This window comes from Burkholderia sp. MSMB2157WGS, assembly GCF_001532755.1.
Lineage (GTDB): Bacteria > Pseudomonadota > Gammaproteobacteria > Burkholderiales > Burkholderiaceae > Burkholderia.
Genome location: NZ_LPJG01000001.1, coordinates 62951 through 77402, shown reverse-complemented (window position 1 = coordinate 77402; position 14452 = coordinate 62951). Strand labels below are relative to the sequence as shown.

Below are 14452 nucleotides of genomic sequence, written 5' to 3'. Positions count from 1 at the left end.
CGCAATGCATAACCGATGTTTGCGAGCGGTCTGCAGGCCAATCGGAAATCCCGAGTTTTCTGCCAGCGATTCGATAACCGCGTGCCACAAGTTCTCGACAGGGTCGCCGAACAGCCACCGATCAACCTAATCGAGCGAACGGCCGCAGTACACTTCGGAATCGCCGTTGAGTTTCCGCCGGGGCGGAGGGCCGAAGTGGAGCGATCGGCGCCGGTCGTGCGTCACAGGGCGGCGGCCGGCCGCGTTCGGCCAGAAGCGGGCATTCGACGAACCGACATGAATTGGCGACAAATTTGATTCGAAGGGCGCTCCTGGAATGTCCCTTTATCGCACGGATCTCCTGACATGCTGCCGTCTGTTGACGAACTCCTCATGCTCGACTCGCTGACGTTACGTGTCGATGCTCGCTCGGCCATATCCATCATTCGTCGGCGTGCGCCGGCAAACGCTCGACCGGTCGCTTCCCGGTGCACTGCAGACGTTCAGTCGCAGATCGCGCGCGTCGCGCTATCGCGCCGATGCCGCTTGTACTCGCCAACTCCGTGACTAGACTGGATCAATAGCGCCCGGGCGTGCTTCAGCGGCAGCCGCCCGTCGCGAGTCAGTGGACCGCTGGCGCTCGCGTAAGTAGACACCGGGCAGGAGGACATGTGAAATGCTTCAATCTGGCCCCAGGAAAGAGCATGGCATCGAGGCGGGCAAGGAGCGCGATGGCGGGCGCGGTTCTGCTGGCGTCCGCTGTCTTCGTCACGTCAGGGCATGCCGAGCCGGTCGTCACGGGGCCACTCAGCGTCGACGGATCGCTCGTCGTCCTCGGGCCGGTTACTGTCGACGGCTCGCTGACGGTGGCCGGCGACATCTCCGCCAGCGGCCCGGTCACCGCGGCCTCGATTGAACGGATTCCTGCCGACGGTCATGCCATACGCAGACGTCAGGGAGAAAATACGTTTCACGGTCCACTCACCGTGCATGGCCCGCTGACCGTGCACGGGGATCTGGAAGCACGTGGACCGATTTCCGTTGGCGGCGCCATCGGCGCCGTTGGAACAGTTGACGCTGAGGGTTCGATTACGGAGCGTCGTTGAATACGCGTCAGTGTAGATGGCACTCGTTCTGTTGACTCGGCGGTCGGTTGACGCATGACGCAGCATCCACATTCGAAGCGTTCGGGCACCCGGCGATGCGCTCGACTTCGGCCAGGAAGAGACACTCACAATTGCATCTTCAAAGAGCGAACATTCACGCTCGGCCCTGTCCAGGAAATCTAGGCGGCTCGCCGCCGACATCTGTTCAAGTCAATGTGATGCGCCAGATGTCGGCTATGCCTTTATGTCGCGATGATGCCCTTATGCGGCCGTAGCGCTTGCTGCTTCGTCGATTAGATCGGCCACCTCCACCGCTTTCGATGCCAACGACGCATGACTGGTTGCAAGCGTGATGACTTTACGTGCACCCAGCCGACCCGACATGTGCTCCTGGTTCGCAGGCGCGATCATCCGGTCCTCGCTCGAAATCTGATACCACGACGGCTTGTTCTTCCACGCGGGTGTACCGATGTTGTCGCCGAAGGTGCTGGCAAGCGGCGCCTTTTGCGTCACGGCCATCACGAGCGCCTCTTCTGCGCTCAAATCCTGGCAGAAACTCTCGTGGTACTTGTCGGCCTTGATCCATAAGTAGCCGTCGCTATCCGGCGCGAGATTGGCTGCGGCCGCCGGCAGATGTTGCTGTGTAATCGCACCGGGGCTTTCGCCTGAGTCGGGAGCGAAAGCGGCAATATAAACCAGGCCCACCACGTTGTCGGCATTGCCGGCTTGCGTGATGACGGCGCCGCCGTAAGAGTGCCCAACGAGCAGCACCGGCCCCTGGATTTGGGCAATCATCTTGCGCGTGCGCTCGGCATCGTCGGCCAGTGACGTCAGCGGCAGTTCGACAGCGTGGAGATCCGAGTAGCCTTTGCGCGCCAGCTCGACAATCACTTTGCCCCAGTGCGCGGCTCCTCCCCAAAATCCATGGACGAGCAGAATTGCGGGTTTGGTACTCATGTGCGTCTCCGTGGTGATTCTCGATTCATACGAAGAAAAGCCCCGTGAGTCAGGGGATCACTGTGGTCGGCATGCATCTGGACAGAACTGCATCGACCGACCAAATTATTGGCTTAGGAAAGTGGAAAATCTACGACTGAAACGCCAAACTTTATGCCGAAACACCAGAGCAAGGAGCGGAGGAACGGAGTTCTCGAAGTGGCCAAGCCGCATTCGATAGACGTTTTTTCCGAAATTTACGCGAGCGCCGCAGCCGTTCAACCGCGCACATTACATTACCGAAGGCTCACGGCAGCGAGACGATCGGTACTGCAGTACAAAGCATTCGACCGGACCGGAATTGTCCCCCTGCGCGGCGCGCAACCGCGCAGGCGAGTGGGTTACCGTCAACGTGCGTCCGTGAACCGCGGATCGATATACGCGTCGACGTCCTGCGACTGCTTGTACACGGCATTACGCACGTTGAACGCATTTGCATTGCGCGTCGAGCCGTAGATCGAGTCGAGCCCGTCGCCCTTGCGGAACACACGCTTCGCGGCCGCCTCGTCGAGCAAGTGCGTGCCCTGCAGCAGCGGAAGATATTGCGCCGGCGCGAGCCCGACGCGCGCCGACATGATCTTGACTGCGTCGGCCTGCGTCTTCGGATCGTTGATGTACGCAACGCAGCGATACCAGACCTTGACTACCTTCGCCCAGTCGGCCCGACGCGCGGCCAGACTCGCCGGTGCGACGGTGATCGCGTCGTAGATCAACCCCGGCGCATCCGCCGACGTGAAGATCGCGCGCGAACCCGGCGCGCGCTTCAACGCCTCGCCGGCGTTCGGTTGCCATGCGGCTACCGCCGCGATGTCTGCCGACGAACCGAGCACCTGCGGCAGTTCGTTGGTTTTCGCATTCACGAGCGTGACGTCGCTGTCCTTGAGCCCGTGCTTGCGCAGTGCGGTTTCGAGCAACAGGTGGTCGACCAGGCCGAGCTCGACGCCGATCTTCTTGCCCTTCAGCGCCTCGACGGTGCGCAGCGGCGGCTTCGCGACGATCATGTCGTTGCCGGCCGAATAGTCGGTCAGCAGGATCATCACGTTCTTCGCGCCGGATGCGCCCGTCACGAGCGCATCGCCGTTGGTCGCCGCGACCGCGTCGAGCTTGCCTGCGGAGAACGCGTCGAGCGACGCCGAATAATCGAACCATTCGAAATCGACGTCGACGCCGGCTTCCTTGAACCAGCCCTTGTCGAGCGCGACCTGGAATGCGACCCAGCCGGGCCAGTCGCTGTAGCCGATCTTCAGCGGCGCGGCCGCCTGCGCGGCAGGCGCCGCCCATAGCGCGGCCGCCGCGGCGGCGGCACCCAATGCGTGGCGGATGAAACGGAAGGACGGCAGGCGGCGGAACGCCGGGGCGGGACGGGTCATCGTTGTACTCCAGGAGACCGGGATCGGGATCGTCGATAGGACTGTGCGCGCGCACACGGTCCGGCCGCGTGACCGGTTCCTGCGGATGCGGAACGAACGAAGCGGCCACGGAGAGGCGCGACGGCCGTTGCCATCGCCAATCTCCCGGGCTTTTGTCCCGCCGTGTAGCACGTGCGCATCCGGTCTCGCGACAGGATGAACGCGTGCCGGGCTGCTCTCGGACCAGACGTTCGACGAACCGGAACCCTAGCACCCCTAAGATGCGACGCCGCCGCACCTCTCGGCGTCATGCCGAGCGAGAAGCGTGCCAACGTCGCGCGGCAATGCGATTCAACGGCGGCGCAGGGGGCGCTGAAGTTCGATGAAGCGGGCGGCGAACAGCGCGTGCAGTACGCGCCGGAGCAGGTCGAGCTTGTTCATGAAGGATCGGCGACGAGGTGAAGGTGCACGGATTCAGCAATGCCCATGCCATCGCGGATCGCGCGGTGCGCGAGCCCGCGATGCGCACTGCGCCGGTGCGCGGTTGCGTGCGCATGGTGCGCCGCGCGCCCGCTGCGAGGGCAAGCGAATGCGTCCGCCGTTCGCCTATCGCGCGGCATCGCGCCGCCGGGCCGCGTTGTGCGGTGATTGGACAGCGGCTGGCACGCAACTCGCTTGTTCGACGCTCGAGAGGTGCGAAGCAATTTGCATCATCTTCAGGATCGCTAGGGTTCCGGTCGTGCGGCGTGCGCCGCGCGATGCCTGGTCCGAGAGCAATCCGGTCTTGCCTTCGCCTCGATGCGAGGAAACGGCGAGGCTCCACGGAGGGATAAAAGCCCGGGAGGTCGCGATGTCGTTCGGTCGCCCTCTCACGCCCTTTGTCCAACCGACCCCGGAGCCGCCATGTCGCCGAGCCCCCAAGCCGTCCTTGCCCCACCGCCACACGTCGCGTGGGAAACGCTGATTCCCGCCGGAACCCATTGGTCAGGCATCCTGCGCCGCGGTCTCGCGCTGCGCATCGTCGATGTCGACGGCGGCGCGAACCTGTCCGCCGTCTTTCATCGCCAGGAAGACCTGCTCGAACGCTACAACATGGCCGACACGCTGAAGGCACAGCATACCGCGCATCTCACGCGCGGCCATGCGCTGTATACGGACATGGGGCGCGTGATCGCGTCGATCACGGCAGACACGCTCGGCTGGCACGATCCGCTCGGCGGCGTCGGCGATGCGCGGCTGTTCGCGCACAAGTACGGCACGACGTCGTACCAGGCCGACCGCAACGCGATGATCCGCAACGGCCGCGACAGCCTCGTGCTCGAGCTCGCGAAATACGGCCTGTCGGCGCGCGATCTCGCCGCGAACGTCAACTTCTTCAGCAAGCTGGCCACGCGCGACGACGGCACGCTCGAATTCGTCGCCGGACATTCGCCGGCCGGCAGCGCGTTCGACCTGCGCTTCGAGATGAATACGCTCGCGGCGTTTTCTACCGCGCCGCATCCGCTCGATCCGCGTCCCGACTACGCGCCGAAAGCCGTGAAGTTGATCGCGTATCGCGCGTATCCGGCCGATGGCGCGGCGCCCGAAGACGACCCGTGCCGGCGCGCATGCGTGGAGAACACGCGCGGGTTCGCCAATACCGACCGTCTGTTTGCATGAGGACCGAGACCATGCCGATCATCGAAAGCCGGCTCGACCCGCGCGAAGCGATCCACGACATCACGCTGAACGCGGGCGATCCGTGGCTGCACGACCTGAAGCGCGGGCAGACCTTCCGCATTCTCGACCTGGAAGGCAACCAGGCCGTCGACACGCTGTTCTACCGCACCGACGATACGGAAGAGCGCTACAGCGCGCAGGACACGATCCGCGCGCAGCGCAACCTGTACCTGAGCGCGGGCAGCGTGCTCGTGTCGAACCGCGGCAACCCGATGGCGACGATCGTCGCCGACACGTGCGGCCGCCACGACACGCTCGGCGGCGCTTGCGCGGCCGAGAGCAACACGGTGCGCTATGCGCTCGACAAGCGTTACATGCACAACTGCCGCGACAGCTTCCTCAACGCGATCGCGCACTGCACGTGCGGCGCCGGCGCGCGGCTCACCAAGCGCGACCTGGTCGGTAACGTGAATTTCTTCATGAACGTGCCCGTCACGTCGCTCGGCGGTCTCACGTTCGAGGATGGCATCTCCGCGCCCGGCAAGTACGTCGAGATGCGTGCGGAGATGGACGTCACGGTGCTGATCTCGAACTGTCCGCAGCTCAACAACCCATGCAACGGCTACAACCCGACGCCCGTGCGCCTCATGATTTGGGAGGCCGAATGAATGATCGTCACGCTCACCGGCTTTGCATGGGACCGGAGCACGCACCGACGCGCGACGCCGGATCGACTCGTTCGCCGCGCCCAGAGGGCGCCGTTGCCATCCACGGCCGGCTTTGCAAAGCCGGTCGGCTGCGCGGGCGCGGAGCGATGCTCCGCGAATTCCCCGCTACGCCCCTTGGCGCGGCCCTGCGGGAGGCAACATGAGATTCGCTAAAGTCCTCGTCGCGAATCGCGGCGAAATTGCGTGCCGCGTGATCCGCACGCTCAAGCGCCTCGGCATCGCGTCGGTCGCGATCTATTCGGATGCCGATCGCGACGCGCGCCACGTGGCGCTCGCCGACGAAGCCGTGCGTGTCGGCCCCGCACCGGCGGTCGACAGCTATCTGAACGTCGCGGCCATCCTCGCCGCCGCGCGCGAGACCGGCGCGCAGGCCGTGCACCCCGGCTACGGTTTCCTGTCCGAGCACGCCGGCTTTGCCGACGCATGCGAAGCGGCGGGCCTGCGGTTCATCGGGCCGCGCGGCGATCACATGCGCGCGTTCGGCCTCAAGCACACCGCGCGCGAACTCGCCGCCGCGCACGGCGTCGCGCTGCTGCCCGGCACCGGGCTGCTCGACGACGTGGCAACGGCGCTCGCCGAAGCCGACGCGATCGGCTATCCGGTGATGCTGAAGAGCACCGCGGGCGGCGGCGGCATCGGCATGTCGCTGTGCCGCGATGCCGCGCAACTCGCCGCGGCTTTCGAATCCGTCGTGCGGCTCGGCACCGCGAACTTCGCGCATGCGGGCGTTTATCTCGAGAAGTTCGTCGAACACGCGCGGCACATCGAAGTGCAGATCTTCGGCGACGGCCGCGGCGGCGCGATCGCGCTCGGCGAACGCGATTGCTCCGTGCAGCGGCGCAACCAGAAAGTGATCGAGGAAACGCCCGCGCCCGAGCTGACCGACGCCGAGCGCGACGCGCTGCACGCAAGCGCGGTGCGGCTCGCACGCGCGGTGGGCTACGCGTCGGCCGGCACGGTCGAATTCGTGTTCGACGCGACCGCGCGGCGGTTCTATTTCCTCGAGGTGAACACGCGGCTGCAGGTCGAGCATTGCGTGACCGAGGCAGTGACGGGCGTCGATCTCGTGGAATGGATGATCCTGCAGGCCGAAGGCAACCTGCCGCCGCTCGACACGCTTGCCGTCACACCGCGCGGCGCGAGCATCCAGGTGCGGCTCTACGCGGAAGATCCGCACAAGCAGTTCCAGCCGAGCGCCGGGCTGCTCACGCACGTCGCGTTTCCCGAGAACGTGCGGGTCGACGGCTGGATCGAGGCCGGCACGGAGATCAGCGCACATTACGATCCGCTGCTCGCGAAGCTGATCGTGCGCGGCGACACGCGGCGCGATGCGCTGGCCGCGCTGCGTGCCGCGCTCGACCGTACCGAGCTGTACGGAATCGAGACCAACCTCGACTACCTGCGTGCCGTCGTCGGGTCGGACACGTTCGCGCGCGGTGCGCCGACGACGGCCTTCCTGTCGCGTTTCGCGTTCGCGCCGCACACGATCGACGTGCTCGACGGCGGCGTGCAGACCACCGTGCAGCAGGCGCCCGGGCGCGTCGGTTACTGGAGCGTCGGCGTGCCGCCATCGGGACCGATGGACGATCGCGCGTTCGACCTCGCGAACGCGCTGCTCGGCAACGCGCGCGACGCGGCCGGACTGGAATTCACGATGGTCGGCGCGACGCTGCGCTTCAATACCGCGACGCTGTTCGTGCTCGGCGGCGCGCCGCTCGCGGCCACGCTCGACGGTGAACCGGCGCCGTTCTGGCAGGTCGTGCGCGCACGACCGGGCGCGATACTCAAGCTGGGCGGCGTGACGGGCGCGGGCGTGCGCGCGTGTCTCGCCGTCAAGGGCGGGTTGCAGGTGCCCGACTATCTCGGCAGCAAGGCGACCTTTACGCTCGGCCAGTTCGGCGGCCATGCCGGCCGTGCGCTGCGCAAGGGCGACGTGCTGCATCTGCACGCGGACGCCGGGCGCGGCGACGCCGGCGCGGCGCTGGCCGCGGCCGATGTGCCCGCGCTGACGCATGCGTGGACGCTCGGCGTGCTCGACGGTCCGCATGGCGCGCCGGATTTCTTCACGCCGGACGATATCGCGATGCTCTATGGCACGCAGTGGACCGTCCATTACAACTCCAGCCGCACGGGCGTGCGGCTGATCGGCCCGAAGCCGCAATGGGCCCGTGCGGACGGCGGCGAGGCGGGGCTGCATCCGTCGAACATCCACGACAACGCGTACGCGATCGGCGCCGTCGATTTCACCGGGGACATGCCGGTGATTCTCGGCCCGGACGGGCCGAGCCTCGGCGGCTTCGTGTGTCCGGTCACGGTCGTGCGCGACGAGCTGTGGAAGCTCGGGCAGTTGCGGCCGGGCGACACCGTGCGGTTCGTGCGCGCGGGCGTGTCGACCGGGATGCCGGACGGGAAATCGGCCGCCGCGGTCGTGCAGTCGGCGAGCGACGTTGCCGCTGCCGCATCCGGCGATTGCGTGCTGCATCGCGACCCATCGGCCGGCGGCGGCATCGGCGTCGTCTACCGGCGATCGGGCGATCGCAACGTGCTGGTCGAATACGGGCCGCTCGTGCTCGACCTGAACCTGCGCTTTCGCGTGCACGCCCTGATGTGCTGGCTCGACGCGCACCGGCTGCCCGGCATGCTCGACCTGACGCCGGGCATCCGCTCGCTCCAGGTGCAGTTCGACGCACGGACGCTGCCGCTGGCCTCGTTGCTCGCGCATCTGCAAGCCGCCGAACGCGAGCTGCCCGACGTGGCCGACATGCGCGTGCCGAACCGCATCGTCCATCTGCCGCTGTCGTGGGACGACCCGTCGACGCGCGTCGCGATCGAGCGCTACATGCAGTCGGTGCGGCCCGATGCGCCGTGGTGCCCGAGCAATATCGAGTTCATCCGGCGCATCAACGGTCTGCCGAGCATCGACGATGTGAAGCGCATCGTGTTCGACGCGCGCTATCTGGTGATGGGGCTTGGGGACGTCTACCTCGGTGCGCCCGTCGCGACGCCGATCGATCCGCGGCACCGGCTCGTGACGACGAAGTACAACCCCGCGCGCACCTGGACGCCGGAGAACGCGGTCGGCATCGGCGGCGCGTATTTGTGCGTGTACGGGATGGAAGGGCCGGGCGGCTATCAATTCGTCGGCCGAACCGTGCAGATGTGGAATCGCCATCGCACCACGCGCGAATTCGAGGCCGGCAAGCCGTGGCTGCTGCGTTTCTTCGACGAGATCCGCTTCTACGAAGTCAGCGAGGCCGAGCTGAGTGCGTTGCGGGCGGATTTCATTGCGGGCCGCGCGACGCTGAAGATCGAGGAATCCGTGTTCGATCTGCGCGAATACAACCGCTTGCTGTGCGATGAAGCGGATTCGATCGCCGCGTTCAAGGCAACGCAGCAGGCAGCATTCGACGCGGAGCGCGAGCGGTGGCGTGCGGCCGGCCATGCGGAATACGTCGGCGACGCGGAGCAGGGCGACGCGCAAGCGGACCGGGCAGCGGCCGCGCTCGACGGCACGCAGCGGGCGATTGCCGCGGACGTATCGGGCAGCGTGTGGAAGGTGCTGGTGGAAGCCGGCGAGCGCGTGACCGAAGGGCAGGTCGTCGCGATCGTCGAGTCGATGAAGATGGAGGTGGCGGTGACGGCAACGGAAGACGGCACGATCGAGACGATCGATTGCACGCCCGGCGCGGCGGTGGTGGCCGGCCAGCGGTTGATGGTGATGAAGGCGGGCGCCGCCGAGGAGGTCGCATGAGCACGACACAACGCTCGATCCTGCCCGGGCTGCACTCGATCGCCGCGCTGCGCGCGCGCTACGCGGCAGGCGGCCTGACGCCGCCTGCGCTCGTCGACGCGATCGCCGCGCATTTCGACGCGGGCGACCCGCACCATGCGTGGATCCGGCCGCTGACGCGCGACGAGATGATGCCGTATGCCGACGCGCTCGTCGGGCGCGACATCGCGTCGTTGCCGCTTTACGGCGTACCGTTCGCGATCAAGGACAACATCGATCTCGCCGGCATACCGACGACGGCAGGCTGCCCCGCTTACGCGTACATGCCGGCGCGCAGCGCGCCTGTGGTCGAGCGACTGATCGCGGCCGGCGCGATTCCCGTCGGCAAGACCAATCTCGACCAGTTCGCGACCGGGCTCTCCGGGCAGCGCTCGCCTTATGGCGCGTGCCGCAACGCGCTCGATCCGCGCTATGCGTCGGGCGGATCGAGCTCGGGGTCGGCCGTGGCGGTCGCGCTTGGCGTCGCGACGTTCTCGCTCGGCACCGACACGGCCGGCTCCGGGCGCGTGCCGGCCGCGTTTCACGGGCTCGTCGGGCTCAAGCCGACACGCGGCGTGCTGAGCACGCTCGGCGTGGTGCCGGCCTGCCGGTCGCTCGATTGCGTGTCGGTGTTCGCGCGTTCGGCGGACGACGCGCGCACCGTGTTCGCCGCCGCGCACGGCGTGACGGAAGGCGATCCGTACGGGCGCGCGTGGCAGCCGCTGTTGGGTGCGGACGGTTTGCGCGCGCAGCCGGCACGCCCGCTCGGGCAATTGCGTTTCGGCGTGCCGCGAGCCGATCAGCTCGAATTCTTCGGCGACGACTCGTACCGTGCGGCGTGGGGCGCGGCGCTGGAGCGACTGCGTACGACCGGCGCGCGGGTCGTCGAGATCGACTTCGGCCCGTTCCTGGCCGCCGCGCGGCTGCTGTACGACGGCCCGTGGGTCGCCGAGCGGCTGGCCGCGATCGGCGCATTCGCCGCGCGGGAACCCGATGCGCTGCATCCGGTGATTCGCGAGATCGTCGGCGGTGCGTCGCGCTTCAGCGCCGCCGATGCGTTCGCCGCATTCGATCGGCTTGCCGGACTGCGCGTCGACTCGGCCCGCGCGTGGGACGGCCTCGACGCGATCGTGATGCCGACCTCGGCGACGACCGCGACCGTCGATGCGCTCGAAGCCGATCCGATCGCGATCAATTCGCACTTCGGCTACTACACGAACTTCGTGAACCTGCTCGACCTGTCGGCGATCGCGGTGCCGGCGGGCACGTGTGCAACCGGGCCGCATGCGGGCTTGCCGTTCGGGATCACGTTCGTCGGCCGCGCGCACGACGATGCGCGGCTGCTCGATCTCGCGCACGCGTGGGGCGACGGCGCGGCCGCCGTCGACGACGTTCCGCCGCCTGCGGCCGCGATGTCGGCGCGTGTCGCAGCCGCGGGTGTCGTGCGGGTAGCCGTCGTCGGCGCGCACCTGCGCGGCGAGCCGTTGAACGGGCAGCTCACGCAGCGCGGCGCGCGCTTCGTCGCCGCGACCACGACCGCGCCGGCCTACCGCCTCTATGCGCTGTCCGCCGACGCAAGCGGCGGCGTCGCCAAACCGGGGCTCGTGCGCGTGCCGGAAGGAGGCGCGCCGATCGCGGTCGAGGTCTGGGAGATGCCGGTCGAGGCTTACGGCAGCTTCGTCGCCGGGATTGCTGCCCCGCTCGGCATCGGCACGCTGACACTCGCCGACGGTTCGCGCGTGCAGGGCTTCCTGTGCGAGAGCGTGGCGCTCGACGATGCGCAGGACATCACGCGCTTCGGCGGCTGGCGGGCTTATCGCGCGCAAGCCGCCGGCGGCGCACTGCAATGAACGCACGGTCGCGCGATGCCGCGGTATCCGCGCGACCGGCATCCGAAACGATACGGAGATCCCGATGACAATGACCCGCAACACGACCGGATGGCTCGCCGTACGCCGCGAGCTGACGACGCGCGGCAAATGGACGCTCGGGCTGGCGTCGTTCCTGCTGCCGTTCGCCGTCTGGTGCCTGATCAGCTACGTACCGTTCGTCTGGCATCCGCAAATGCGCATCACGAACCCGGGAAGCGTCGACTATTTCCAGACCGGCATGCAGATCGACCGCGACGTGTTCGACGACGAGCTCGCGCATGCGCGTGCGACGCATGCGGCGGTACCGGAGGGCGTGCGCGCGAATCCGGTCTACCTGCCGGCGCCGCATCAGGTGTTGCGCGCGTTCTACACGGCGTTCACGACACCGCCCGCATCGCGCGACGGCGTGTGGCTGCACGAAAGCCTGTGGCACAGCATCCGCATCATTTTCTGGGGCTTCGCGATTTCGTCGGCGATCGGCGTGCCGCTCGGCATCGTTTGCGGCACGTTCAGCGCGCTCGCGCGGCTGCAGGAGCCGTTCCTGGAGTTCTTCCGCTACCTGCCGGCGCCCGCGTTCGGCGCGCTGATGGTCGCGATTCTCGGCATCTACGACGCGCCGAAGATCGCGATCATCGTGATCGGCACGCTGTTCCAGCAGGTGCTGATCGTCGCGAACACCACGCGCAAGCTCGAATACGGGCTGTTCGAGGCCGCGATGACGCTCGGCACGAAGAAGCTGAAGCTGCTCACGCACGTGGTGATTCCGGGCGTGCTGCCGGATTTGTATCGCGATCAGCGGATCCTGCTCGGCTGGGCGTGGACTTACCTGATCGTCGCCGAGCTGGTGGGCACGAGTTCGGGCATCACCTGGTACATCAGTCAGCAGGCGCGCTACCAGCATTTCGACAACGTGTATGCGGCAATCCTGATGATCGGGATCATCGGCCTCGGCACCGACATCGTGCTCGGGCTGCTCGGCCGCCGGCTCTTTCCGTGGGACCGCACGCTGAAAGCGTGAGCGCCGCCCGCACGTATCCATCGACCGATTTCCGCAGAGGGCATCATGCAGAACCCGCAAGCCGTTCCCGATTACCTGATTCAATCCGACGCGGTGCGCGAGCGCTTCGCACGCCTGAAGGCCCGCGACGTGATACTCGACGTGCGGCACGTCGGCAAGCGTTTCGCGACGCCGCAGGGCGAGTGCGTCGCGCTCGACGACATCAGCTTCCGCACGCACCGGCGCGAGTTCGTGTGCGTGATCGGCCCGTCCGGCTGCGGCAAGTCGACGTTGATCCGGATCCTCGCCGGGCTCGACGCGCAGACGAGCGGCGAGGTGCTGCTCGACGGCAAGCCGGTGGACGGGCCGGGCGCCGATCGCGGGATGGTATTCCAGGGCTATACGCTGTTTCCGTGGCTCACGGTGAAGAAGAACGTGATGTTCGGCCTGCGCATGAACGGCAGCGGCAGCGGCGAGGCCGAGCGCGAGGCGTTGCAGTGGCTCGATCTCGTCGGGCTGACGCGTTTTGCCGACGTGTATCCGCACCAGTTGTCGGGCGGCATGAAGCAGCGCGTGGCGATTGCGCGCGCGCTCGCAAATCGTCCGCGCATCCTGCTGATGGACGAGCCGTTCGGCGCGCTGGACGCGCAGACGCGTGCAAGGATGCAGACGCACCTGCTCGACATCTGGCGCAACATCGACGTGACGATCCTGTTCATCACGCACGACCTCGACGAGGCGATCTTTCTGGCCGACCGGATTCTCGTGCTGAAGGCGAATCCGGGCGGGGTACAGGAGCTGATCGAGGTGCCGGTGCCGCGGCCGCGCGATTATTCGCAGGTCAATACGCCGGAGTTCATCGCGACGAAGGCGCGGCTCGAGGCGCTGATCCATCCGAAGGAAGCCGCGACGGCGGAAGACGACGGCATCAAGCCTCACATGATCCGGATGACGGATGTCGCGGATAACGTCGAATAGCGCGGAGCCAATTCGTTCCGCCACGCCGGCACGCCTATCGCATCAGGCGGTCGATGTCCGGATCGATGACTTCATCGGCGGTTGCGTCAAGAAAATGTCATCAACCTGCATACACCCGGAATAATTTTGTCGACCTTAGTGGACCTCGACTTCCCACGGTAAGCTGATGAATTCCCGATCGATTCTTCGGCTTGCGAGAGAAAGCGATGAAGTTGACCATTGCATACATCGAAGAACCGCCGTTCGGCTGGACCGAAGCGGACGGCACCGCCACCGGCGCCGATCTCGACCTCGCGGGGACGATTCTCCGGCAGATAGGCATCACCCGGATCGAGTATTGCCCGACGACGTTTAGCGAATTGCTGCCGGGCGTCGAAGCAGGTCGCTGGGACATGAACGTGCCGCTTTTCGTGACGCCGAAGCGTGCCGATACCGTCGCGTTCAGCGTGCCGGTGTGGGCGATCGACGACGGCTTTCTGGTCCGGCCCGGCAACCCGAAGGCGCTGCGCAGCTATGCGTCGATCGCCGAACGTCCCGATGCGCGTCTCGGCATCATTGCAGGGCAGGTGCAGCATGATTCCGCGATCGCGTCGGGCGTGAGTCGGCGGCAGATCGTCGTCTTCGAACAGCAAGCCGACGCGATCGCGGCCGTTCTCTCCGGCGTGATCGACGCCTACGCGAGCACGGCTTTGGGAAACCGGATCGTTGCGAGCCGGATAGGCCGCTCGATGATCGAGGACGTCGGGCACGAGCCGGAGGTAAACGGCAACCAGCGGACGCCTCCGCTGGGCGCGTTTTCGTTCAACCGGGAAAACCGGGATCTTCTGACGGCGGTTAACCGACGGCTTCGTTCATATCTCGGCTCGCCGGATCATCGCGCCCGCATGGCGAAATTCGGGCTGACCGCGCGCGAAATCGATCCGGCCGTGTTGCAGACAGGATAGGTAGGCACGCGGCCGCGAACGGCCGTTCGACACAGCTTTTTAGATCGTCGACAATCGGTGCGGATAAGGGCGTAGC

Annotated in this window: 10 protein-coding genes and 2 riboswitches; of the genes, 8 read left to right on the top strand and 2 right to left on the bottom strand. The window is 66.7% G+C overall.

The annotated features are described in order from the left end of the window. Window positions 1-650 precede the first annotated feature (650 nt). Entirely contained in the window at window positions 651-1085 is a 435-nt protein-coding gene (locus tag WT53_RS00285; RefSeq protein WP_230624952.1) for a hypothetical protein, read from the top strand. Window positions 1086-1346: 261 nt separating this feature from the next. On the opposite strand, the gene WT53_RS00280 is transcribed toward WT53_RS00285, so the two are convergent. Both WT53_RS00280 and WT53_RS00275 read right to left on the bottom strand, forming a co-directional pair. Then, complete coding sequence (locus tag WT53_RS00280; protein WP_034209008.1) at window positions 1347-2042, bottom strand: alpha/beta hydrolase; 696 nt, start codon at window positions 2040-2042, stop codon at window positions 1347-1349. A 386-nt stretch (window positions 2043-2428) separates the two neighbouring features. Continuing rightward, complete coding sequence (locus WT53_RS00275) at window positions 2429-3451, bottom strand: ABC transporter substrate-binding protein (RefSeq protein WP_034209009.1); 1023 nt, start codon at window positions 3449-3451, stop codon at window positions 2429-2431. Window positions 3452-3590: 139 nt separating this feature from the next. After that, a riboswitch (guanidine-I (ykkC/yxkD leader) is annotated at window positions 3591-3712 on the bottom strand. A gap of 432 nt (window positions 3713-4144) precedes the next feature. After that, a riboswitch (guanidine-I (ykkC/yxkD leader) is annotated at window positions 4145-4276 on the top strand. Between the two features lie 57 nt (window positions 4277-4333). On the opposite strand from WT53_RS00275, the gene WT53_RS00270 reads away from it, so the two are divergent. From WT53_RS00270 to WT53_RS00240, 7 genes are all read left to right on the top strand, one after another. Then, on the top strand, window positions 4334-5089 hold the full coding sequence (locus tag WT53_RS00270) for an urea amidolyase associated protein UAAP1 (protein WP_034209010.1): 756 nt from the start codon (window positions 4334-4336) through the stop codon (window positions 5087-5089). 11 nt (window positions 5090-5100) lie between these two features. Next, window positions 5101-5757 carry an urea amidolyase associated protein UAAP2 gene (locus WT53_RS00265; RefSeq protein WP_034209011.1) on the top strand — a complete coding sequence of 219 codons (657 nt, stop codon included), beginning with the start codon at window positions 5101-5103 and terminating at the stop codon, window positions 5755-5757. Window positions 5758-5956: 199 nt separating this feature from the next. Further along, entirely contained in the window at window positions 5957-9568 is a 3612-nt protein-coding gene (uca, locus tag WT53_RS00260; protein WP_034209012.1) for an urea carboxylase, read from the top strand. Further along, complete coding sequence (atzF, locus tag WT53_RS00255; protein ID WP_034209013.1) at window positions 9565-11436, top strand: allophanate hydrolase; 1872 nt, start codon at window positions 9565-9567, stop codon at window positions 11434-11436. The genes uca and atzF overlap by 4 nt, the downstream gene beginning before the upstream one ends. A 64-nt stretch (window positions 11437-11500) precedes the next feature. Continuing rightward, the gene (locus WT53_RS00250; RefSeq protein WP_060258099.1) at window positions 11501-12475 is read left to right on the top strand and encodes an ABC transporter permease; all 975 of its coding nucleotides are present in this window, start codon (window positions 11501-11503) and stop codon (window positions 12473-12475) included. A gap of 45 nt (window positions 12476-12520) precedes the next feature. Further along, window positions 12521-13432 carry an ABC transporter ATP-binding protein gene (locus tag WT53_RS00245; protein WP_034209015.1) on the top strand — a complete coding sequence of 304 codons (912 nt, stop codon included), beginning with the start codon at window positions 12521-12523 and terminating at the stop codon, window positions 13430-13432. A 206-nt stretch (window positions 13433-13638) separates the two neighbouring features. Continuing rightward, entirely contained in the window at window positions 13639-14376 is a 738-nt protein-coding gene (locus WT53_RS00240) for a transporter substrate-binding domain-containing protein (protein ID WP_060258096.1), read from the top strand. Window positions 14377-14452: the final 76 nt, after the last annotated feature.

Excerpts from the sequence above, each read along its gene's own strand:
- WT53_RS00270 (WP_034209010.1), top strand. The coding sequence starts at position 4,334 with ATGTCGCCGAGCCCCCAAGCCGTCCTTGCCCCACCGCCACACGTCGCG.
- WT53_RS00245 (WP_034209015.1), top strand. The coding sequence starts at position 12,521 with ATGCAGAACCCGCAAGCCGTTCCCGATTACCTGATTCAATCCGACGCG.
- atzF (WP_034209013.1), top strand. The coding sequence starts at position 9,565 with ATGAGCACGACACAACGCTCGATCCTGCCCGGGCTGCACTCGATCGCC.
- uca (WP_034209012.1), top strand. The coding sequence starts at position 5,957 with ATGAGATTCGCTAAAGTCCTCGTCGCGAATCGCGGCGAAATTGCGTGC.
- WT53_RS00240 (WP_060258096.1), top strand. The coding sequence starts at position 13,639 with ATGAAGTTGACCATTGCATACATCGAAGAACCGCCGTTCGGCTGGACC.
- WT53_RS00280 (WP_034209008.1), bottom strand. The coding sequence starts at position 2,042 with ATGAGTACCAAACCCGCAATTCTGCTCGTCCATGGATTTTGGGGAGGA.
- WT53_RS00250 (WP_060258099.1), top strand. The coding sequence starts at position 11,501 with ATGACAATGACCCGCAACACGACCGGATGGCTCGCCGTACGCCGCGAG.
- WT53_RS00275 (WP_034209009.1), bottom strand. The coding sequence starts at position 3,451 with ATGACCCGTCCCGCCCCGGCGTTCCGCCGCCTGCCGTCCTTCCGTTTC.
- WT53_RS00265 (WP_034209011.1), top strand. The coding sequence starts at position 5,101 with ATGCCGATCATCGAAAGCCGGCTCGACCCGCGCGAAGCGATCCACGAC.